The following is an 8,981-nucleotide window of genomic DNA, read 5'->3' as shown; positions in this document are numbered from 1 at the left end:
ACCGCGGCCGGCTCGGCCGCGGGCGCGGGTGCGGGCGCCCGCGCCGTCTCGGCCCGCTCCGCCGAGGGCCGGGGCTTGCCCTTCGCGAGCTTCTCCGCGGCCCGCTGGACGAAGTCGTGGAAGATCCCGGCCGGCATCTCGCCGCCGAACATGCGGTTCATCGGGCTGTCGTCGTCGTTGCCGACCCAGATCCCGACCACGAGGTCGGGAGTCATGCCGACGAACCACGCGTCGCGGAAATCCTGGCTCGTGCCGGTCTTGCCGCCGATGATCTGGCCCGGCACCCGCGCGGCGCGGCCGGTGCCGGATTCCACCACCGCCTGCAGCGAGTCGAGCATCATGGTGCGCGGCTCCTGCGCCAGCATCGGGCCCGGGCCCGCTTCGGCGCGGACGTAGAGCGGCTGCGGCGCGGCCCCGCGGATCGCCTGGATGCCGTAGGCCTCGAGCGGCGTGCGCCCGGACAGGACCGAGCCGTAGGCGCGGGCCATCTCCAGGAGGCTCACGGCGCCCGAGCCGAGGACGAGGCTCGGCACGTTGGGCAGGTCCGACTGGATCCCGAGCTTGCGCGCGGTGGCGATCACCGCCGGGATTCCGACATCCTGCCCGAGCTGGGCCGCCACGGTGTTGATCGAGAGCGCGAAGGCGGTCCGCAGGGGCACGGGCCCGCGGTAGCGCCCGTCGTCGTTCTCGGGCTGCCAGTCGCCGATCTGGACCGGGCGATCGACCATCACGGATTCCGGCGTGTAGCCCTTCTCGTAGGCCGTCAGGTAGACGAGGAGCTTGAACAGGGAGCCGGGCTGGCGCTTGGCCTGGACGGCGCGGTTGAACTGGCTGTCCTCGTAGTCGCGGCCGCCGACCATGGCGAGGATCGCGCCCTCCTTCGACAGCACCACCATGGCGGCCTGGCCGACCTTTCGGCGGGCGCCGTCCTTGTCGAGGCGGCGGGCCACGACGCCCTCGGCGAGGCTCTGCAGGTCGAGGTTGAGGGTCGAGCGCACCGTCATGTCGCCGTCGGTGCCGGCAAGGCGCTTCACGTCGCCCGCGATCATGTCGAGGAAGTAGTTGGTGCCCGGCGGCGCCTCGGGGGGCGACTTCAGGGTCACGCTCTGCTTGCGCGCGGCGTCGGCCTCGGCTTGCGTGATCGCGCCGGTCTCGACCATGGCCTGGAGCACCACGTCGGCGCGCTCCTTGGCGCCGCCGAGGTTGCGCGTCGGCGCGAGCTGCGAGGGCGCCCGTACCAGCCCGGCGAGCATCGCCGATTCCGGCAGGTTCAGGGCCTTGGCGGGCTTGCCGAAATAGCGCCGCGCCGCCGCGTCCGCGCCGTAGGCGCCGGCGCCGAAATAGGCGGAATCGAGGTAGCCGAGCAGGATCGCGTCCTTGCTCATCGTCGACTCGACCCGCAGCGCCAGGAAGGCTTCCTGAACCTTCCGCCAGAGCGTCTTCTCCTGGTTGAGGGAGGTCAGCCGGACATATTGCTGGGTGATGGTCGAGCCGCCCTCGCGCACGCCGCCGCCGCGGAGATTGCGCCACACCGCCCGGGCGAGGCCGCGCAGGTCGATGCCCCAGTGGCTGTAGAAGCGGCGATCCTCGATCGCCACGATCGCCTGGGCGAGATGCGGCGGCAGGTCGGCCGCGGTGAGCTTCTGGCCGCGGAAGCTGCCGCGCGTGGCGAAGACCCGGCCGTCATCCGCCTCCACGGTGATCGCCCGCTGGCCGGTCTCGACCACGGCGCCGCCGAGCGGCGGCAGGCTCACGAAGGCCGCGAACAGGTACCCCGCCAGCGCCAGCGCCGGGAGGAGGATCAGCGCCGCCGCGGCGAGCAGGGCCGGGTGCCGGCGGCCGAGTGTCGGACGGAGTCGCCGGTTCAGGGCGCGCGCGTCCGTCTCGGCGGCGGCGGGCGGGAGATCCGCCGGAGCCGCTCGCGCCCNCCGACCGATACCCACCCGCCGACCCGCGACCGCGTCGCGGCCCTCGGGCTGGCGATCGACGCGAACCTGCTGACCGCGGCCGGGGCCGCGCCGCCGGCCCAGGCCCGCGACCAGCTCGACGCCTTCTTCGCCGACCCGGCCGGCCTGTGCCGGGACGCGACGCAGGATTTCCTCGGCGCGGCCCGCGCGCAGGCGGCGGCCGCGCGCGCGCATCTGGAGGCGACCGCGGCGGAGGTCGGAACCGAGGACCGGGTGCTGCGCGCCAACCACCGCGCCCGCGGCCTCACGCTGGCGGCCGGCGGCGGCCTCTTGGCGGCCGCGGCGCTCGCGCTCGCCCTGTTTCGCGTCCCGGGACTGTCGCCGTACGAGGCCCGGATCGTGCTGGCCGTGGCCCTGACCCTCGGGACCCTCCTGGGCGGGGCCGGCGTCTTGGTCCTGTCGCGGGGCGAGCCGATCGCCCTGATCCTGAGCCCCGCGGGGCTGACGACGCCCGGCCTCGACAGGGTAATCCCCTGGGAGGCTGTCGCCGATCTCGACATGGCGCTGAGCCGCGGCGGCATCGTCACCCGCCTGTTGCTGCCGCCGGGCGCGGACTGGCCGGAGCGCACCCCGGGGCGGCACCCCGTGAAGCTCGATCCGAAGCGCCGCATCGTGACCCTGACAGTCGGGCTGCCGCGCGGGATGAAGCCGCAGGATTTCGCCGACCTGATCGCCCGCTATCAGGCCGCGCACCACGCCCGCCGAGTCCTGGCCGGGCGCGCTCCGAGCGCGACCGTCGCCACCGGCGTCGTCCCTCCCGAAGCGCAGCCTGCTTGAGGATCATATGGGATCACCTGCGAAGACCGAGACCGTCGAGAAACTGCGCCTGCCGCCCGACCGCACGAGCTGGACCGTCATCCTCGGGGTGCTGTTCGGCTTCGTGCTGTTCGGCGGCATCCTGGCAGCCACCGCCATCTACACGGCGCCCGTCCTGATCTCGGACTGGCAGGTCCGCGAGGCCGCCCAGCCCGTCCCGAACGCCCGCGTGAGCGACGGCAAGTGCAGCACCAAGTTCGTCATCCACATCTGCGACGCGACGCTCTCGCTGCGCACGCCCCAGGGCGGCGCGACCCGCCGGGTGAACTACGTGTTCACCGGCCTGCACGCGGGCGACTACACGATCGGCGTGATGGCCGACCCGGCGCATCCCGAGCTCGTCACCACCGATCTCGGCCTCGACCGGCTGTGGAACCGGGCGATCACCCTTCTGGTGCTCGACGGCGCGATCCTGGCCTGCCTCGTCGGAGCGCTGATCTCGATCCTCCGCAACGGGCGCGCGGCGTTCCGGACAGCCGCCTGAGCGGCGGTCCAACGGGTTGAAGCGCGTCGCCCGCCCCGGGATCTCGGCCGCGCGGGCCCGACGCTGGCCGACGACACGCCGACGGCGGCGGGCGCGGTCGGCAACGCCGAGCGCCGCGCCGACAACCTGACGGGACGAGGCTCTGAAGGTAGAGGGACGCGACCAGGCACGCCTGGGCCGGGCCAGCAGGAGCGCGGCGAGGCCAAGGACGCCGTCGGGAACGCCGCCGACAAGTAGCCGCCGAGAAGGCCCTCGGCCGCGCGGTGGCCGGGATCGTCCGCCCAGGTCGGCAAGGCCGCTCGGGCTTGCATGGCGGCAGCCGTCGGCGCAGGTCCCGGCAGCGGAGATGGCTCAGCCGCTGCCCGCGACGGGCCTGGCGCAGATCGGTACCGGCGCCCGCAGCACCGGACGATTATACTGTCACTCCACGCCCTCCATAAATCCGCTTCATACACAAAACACTTTCGTACCCTATTAATCTTACCTAATTTTCTATCGATCATACAATCTTGGCGGAATCCGCAGCAATCACGCCGCCGACATGCCGGGAGACGACCGAGTTCGGTAGTACGCCCTGGTTGATGACAATTTTTGTTGCAGCGACTTACCCGCAACATATGATATCGACACAGCTTAGGCGCCCGAATCGGACCCGTCCTGCGCATCGGACCTGTATTGCCGCAGGGCACGCCGTCCGTGCGGGGCCGCCAAATCGAGGATCGACCGGGTCGTCCGGTCGACGCGACGCGCGGGTGTGCCGATCATGATGTTTGCCGTCCCCGCCTTACTGATGGAGCTGGCGTTGACGACGCCGGTCTCGGACAAGATGCCGGTCTTCGACGTTCGAGGCAGCTGCCGGGCGGCGACGCAGCAGATGACCCTCGATGCCGGTCGGCAGAAGCTCTGCCTCCAGGATGAGGCGTCGGCCCGCGCCGAGGTGGCGAGGAAGTGGTCCAGCTTCCCGGGCGTCGACCGGACACGCTGCGCGGCGGAAGCCCAGCTCGACGGCCTGCCCAGCTACGTCGATCTGCTCGAGTGCCTGACCCTCGCCCGGGAAGCCAAGGCCGAGGACGGTCAGTAGCCGCGGCAGGACCGAGGTCGAAGACCGCCCCGTAACGATCCCAGCTTGGGGGCCGAGCGTGCCGATCGTGTTGCAGCTTCCCGGATCCCTCCGTCTACTCGCCCTGGTGGCCATCGCGGGACTCACCGCGGGATGCCGCGATGCGAACCAGTACGTCCCGCCACCGCCGCCCAGCGTCTCGGTCGCGCAACCGCTCGTGCGCACGGTGACGCGCTACTTCGAGCTCACCGGCAACACCAAGGCGTTCGCGGCCGTCGAGCTCGAAGCGCGGGTCCAGGGCTTCCTGGAGGCGATCACCTACAAGGACGGCGCCGTGGTGAAGAAGGGCGCGCCGCTCTTCTCGATCCAGCGCAACACCTACGAGGCGCAGCTCAAGCAGGCGCAGGGCGCCCTGGCGGCGCAGCAGGCCGCCCTGGCGAACGCCCAGTCCGAGTATCAGCGCCAAGCCACGCTGGGTCGGCAGGAATTCGCCTCGCAGGCGCGCGTCGAGGACGCGAAGACCAAGCAGGACCAAGCCAGCGCCGCCGTGATGGAGGCGCAGGCCAATCTCGACATCGCCGCCATCAATCTCGGCTACACGCAGGTCTCCGCGCCCTTCGACGGCGTGGTCACCAACCACCTGGCGGATGTCGGGGCGCTCGTCGGCATCAGCGGACCGACCAAGCTGGCGCAGCTCGTGCGCATCGATCCGCTCTACGTCTATTTCAACGTCAGCGAGCAGCAGGTGCTGCTGGTCAAGCAGCACCTGCTCGCGACGCAGCGGACGCTGGGCGATCTGTCCAAGATCCCGGTGGAGATCGGCCTCCAGACCGAGACCGGCTACCCGCATACCGGCAAGCTCGACTACCTCGCGCCGCAGGTCGACCCGTCCACCGGCACGCTGATGGCCCGGGCGCTCATCGAGAACGGCGATCACGCGCTCCTCCCGGGCCTGTTCGTGCGGGTCCGGGTCCCGGTCGGGCGCCAGGACAAGGCGCTGCTGGTCCGTGAGGACGCCATCGGGACGAACCAGCAGGGCAGCTACGTGCTCACGGTCGGGGCCGACGACACGGTCTCGCAGCGGGTGGTGACGCTCGGCCCGCGCGACGGGCGCTACCGGGTGATCGAGACGGGGCTCGCGCCCGGCGACTGGGTCGTCACCGACGGCATCCAGCGGGCGATACCCGGGGCCAAGGTCGCCCCCCAGAAGGCGGCTCTGGCCGAAGCCTCATCCGAGACGCCGCCGCTCTAGCGGTGAGACATCGGCCGCAGGACCCGGCAGCGCCGACGCGGCCCGGGGTCCGAGGCACCGATCCTCCCCGAAGCGGGGGCCGGTATCCGCCAAGCCGCGTCCCGCCGGTGCGACGGGACGCTCCTGAGACGCCGACACCGAGGGCCCCGGCATGATCTCGCGCTTCTTCATCGAGCGGCCGGTCCTGGCCAACGTGCTGGCCCTGGTCATTGTGCTGATCGGCGCGGTGTCGCTCTTCAACCTGCCGGTGTCCCAGTATCCCAACGTCGTGCCGCCGACGGTCCAGGTCACCACCCGCTACCCGGGCGCGAGCGCCCGCACGGTCGTCGACACGGTGGCGCTGCCGATCGAGCAGCAGGTCAACGGCGTCGAGGGCATGCTCTACATGCAGTCGACAAGCGCGAGCGACGGCACCTACACGCTCACCGTCACCTTCGCGATCGGGACGGACGGCGATCAGGCCCAGGTGCTGGTGCAGAACCGCGTCGCGATCGCGATGTCGTCGCTGCCGCAGGCGGTTCAGGTCCAGGGCGTCACGACCCAGAAGAAATCCACCGCGGTCCTGCAATTCGTGACGCTGTCGGCCACCGACGGGCAGTTCGACAGCCTGTTCCTGTCGAATTACGGCGTCATCAACGTGCAGAACGAGCTGGCCCGGCTGCCCGGCGTCGGCAACGTCACGGTGTTCGGCGCCGGCCAGTACGCGATGCGGATCTGGCTCGACCCCGATCTGGTGCAGGCAAGGGGCCTCACCCCCGAGGCCATCATCAACACCGTGCAGCAGCAGAGCCAGGAGGTCACCGCGGGCGCCGTGGGGATGCCGCCGGTCCCGGCCGGACAGGACTTCCAGTACACCCTCAACGTCAACGGGCGGCTCAACAACGCCGCGGACTTCGAGAACATCGTCATCAAGGCGGACGCGCAGGACGGCGGCCGCATCACCCGCCTGCGCGACGTCGGCCGGGTCGAGCTCGGCGCGCAGACCTACAGCCAGTCCTTCACGCTGAACGGGCAGCCCGCCGCCGGCATCGGCATCTACCAGTTGCCCGAGGCGAACGCGCTGACGGTGGCGAACGCGGTCCGCACGCGGATGGCCGAGCTCGCGAAGACTTTCCCGCCGGGCCTCGTCTACGCCATCCCGTTCGACACGACGGAGTTCGTGCAGGCCTCGATCCACGAGGTCTACAGGACGCTGTTCGAGGCGGCCGCGCTGGTCCTGATCGTCATCCTGGTCTTCGTCCAGGACTGGCGCGCCATGCTGGTGCCGGCGACGACGGTGCCGGTGACGATCATCGGCGCCTTCGCGGCCATGGCGGCGATGGGCTTCAGCGTGAACCTCTCGACGCTGTTCGCCATCGTGCTGGCCATCGGCATCGTGGTGGACGACGCCATCGTGATCGTCGAGGGGGTGTCCCACCACATCGACGAGGGCCTCTCGCCCCGGGCGGCGGCCGAGAAGGCGATGGAGGAGCTGTTCGGCCCGATCATCGGCATCACCCTGGTGCTGATGTCGGTGTTCGTGCCGGCCGCGTTCCTGCCCGGCCTGACCGGGCAGCTCTACAAGCAGTTCGCCCTGGTGATCGCCGCCACCGCGCTGATCAGCGCGGTCAACGCCGCCACCCTGAAGCCGACCCAGTGCGCCCTGTGGCTGCGCAAGCCGGTGCCGCCGGAGAAGCGGAACGTCTTCTACCGCGGCTTCAACCGAGTCTACGGCGTCCTCGAGGGCTGGTACGCCCGGCTGATCGCCCACATGGTCCGGCGCAGCGGCCTCATGGTCGCCGCGGCGCTCCTGCTGATCGGGCTCGCCGGCTGGGGGCTGACCCGCCTGCCCACCGCCTTCCTGCCCACCGAGGATCAGGGCTACGTCCTCATCGGGGCCCAGCTGCCCGACGGGGCCTCGAAGGAGCGCACCGACGCGGTGATGCAGCGGATCAGCGCCCAGGCGAAGGCGACGCCGGGCGTCGACAACGTGCTCTCGATCAGCGGCATCTCGGTCCTCGATTCCAGCGCCACCCTGCCCAATGCCGGCGTCGCCTACGTGGTTCTCAAGAACTGGGACGTCCGGGCCAAGGAGAAGGGCCAGGATCTGCGCAGCCTCTACGAGCGCTTCAACGGGATGCTGGAGGGGGTCGAGGACGCCGCCACCTTCGTGCTCATCCCGCCGCCGATCCAGGGCATCGGCAACGCCAGCGGCTTCACCATGCAGATCGAGCTGCGCAACGGCGACTTCGACTACCCCCTGCTGGAGAGCCTCGCCCGGACGATCGTCGCCGACGGGAACGCGCAATCCGGGCTGCGGAAGCTCAACACCTCGTTCCGGGCCGGCGTGCCGCAGATCGCGATCGCGGTGGACCGGGTCAAGGCCGAGGCGCTCGGCGTGACAGTCGGGCAGGTCTTCTCGACGCTGTCGAGCTACGTGGGATCGTCCTACGTCACGCAGTTCAACAAGTTCGGCCGGACCTTCCAGGTCTACGTGCAGGCCGCGCCCGATTACCGGCTCCGCCCCGAGGACGTCGAGAACCTGAAGGTGCGCGCCGGCAACGGCGTGATGGTGCCCCTCGGCACCGTCGTGGAGATCAAGTCCGTCCAGGGCCCGTCCCTGATCATCCTCTACAACCTCTATCCGACGGCCACGATCGTGGGCGGGGCGGCGCCGGGCTTCAGCTCCGGGCAGGCGCTGGACCTGATGCAGCAGATCGCCGCCAAGGTGCTGCCGCCGGGCACGGGCTACGACTGGACGGCGATGTCGTACCAGGAGAAGGCGGTCGGCGCGCAGATCTACCTCGTGTTCGGGCTCGCCATCCTCCTCGTCTACCTGGTCCTGGCCGGCCAGTACGAGAGCTGGATCCTGCCGCTGGCGGTCCTGCTCGGCGTGCCGCTGGCGCTGCTGGGCACGGTCGGGGCGCTGCTGCTGCTCGGCGTCGCCAACAACCTCTACACGCAGATCGGCCTGATCCTGCTGATCGCGCTGGCGAGCAAGAACGCCATCCTGATCGTCGAGGTCGCCCGCGAGAAGCGGCAGGCCGGGCTCGACAGCGCGGCCGCGGCCGTGGAGGCGGCGCGGCTGCGCTTCCGCCCGATCCTGATGACCTCCTTCGCCTTCATCCTCGGGGTCCTGCCCCTCGTCACCGCCTCCGGAGCCGGGGCCGCGGCGCGCAAGTCGATCGGCATCACGGTGTTCAGCGGGATGCTCGCCTCGACCTGCCTGGCGGTGCTGTTCGTGCCGTCCTTCTACGTGATCCTGCAGCGCATCGAGGAGCGCCGCGCGCGCGGGGCGCAACCCGGACAGGTCGCGGACCCGCCCACGGCCGGGAGATCGCCCGAGACCGGGCCGGCGTGAGCCGGAGCGCGGGCGTGCGAGCGGCCCCGCGACGGGTCTCCGAGGCTCGCGACCGGCGCCGG

At 70.9% G+C, this 8,981-nt stretch carries 5 protein-coding genes; 4 read left to right on the top strand and 1 reads right to left on the bottom strand.

Annotated elements, in window-relative coordinates; translation table 11 throughout:
- Nucleotides 1-1,754 (bottom strand): transglycosylase domain-containing protein (locus tag MOTC310_RS29155; RefSeq protein ID WP_419539973.1); only part of this gene is annotated, 1,754 nt, incomplete at its 3' end.
- A gap of 997 nt (nt 1,755-2,751) precedes the next feature.
- Between MOTC310_RS29155 and MOTC310_RS29150 the strand changes: the two genes are divergently transcribed.
- The 4 genes from MOTC310_RS29150 to MOTC310_RS29135 all read left to right on the top strand — a co-directional run bounded on the left by MOTC310_RS29150 (nt 2,752) and on the right by MOTC310_RS29135 (nt 8,919).
- Nucleotides 2,752-3,267 carry a hypothetical protein gene (locus MOTC310_RS29150; RefSeq protein WP_331304286.1) on the top strand — a complete coding sequence of 172 codons (516 nt, stop codon included), beginning with the start codon at nt 2,752-2,754 and terminating at the stop codon, nt 3,265-3,267.
- An 802-nt stretch (nt 3,268-4,069) separates the two neighbouring features.
- Nucleotides 4,070-4,348, top strand: coding sequence for a hypothetical protein (locus tag MOTC310_RS29145; RefSeq protein ID WP_331304285.1), 279 nt, complete (start codon nt 4,070-4,072; stop codon nt 4,346-4,348).
- A gap of 64 nt (nt 4,349-4,412) precedes the next feature.
- Complete coding sequence (locus MOTC310_RS29140; RefSeq protein ID WP_473753952.1) at nt 4,413-5,579, top strand: efflux RND transporter periplasmic adaptor subunit; 1,167 nt, start codon at nt 4,413-4,415, stop codon at nt 5,577-5,579.
- A gap of 151 nt (nt 5,580-5,730) precedes the next feature.
- Complete coding sequence (locus MOTC310_RS29135) at nt 5,731-8,919, top strand: efflux RND transporter permease subunit (protein ID WP_331304283.1); 3,189 nt, start codon at nt 5,731-5,733, stop codon at nt 8,917-8,919.
- Nucleotides 8,920-8,981 lie beyond the last annotated feature (62 nt).

The sequence above is a fragment of the Methylobacterium oryzae genome (assembly GCF_036441375.1).
GTDB lineage: Bacteria > Pseudomonadota > Alphaproteobacteria > Rhizobiales > Beijerinckiaceae > Methylobacterium > Methylobacterium oryzae_A.
The sequence above is the reverse complement of the archived record's forward strand: the minus strand, read 5'-3'. Positions and strand labels throughout refer to the sequence as shown.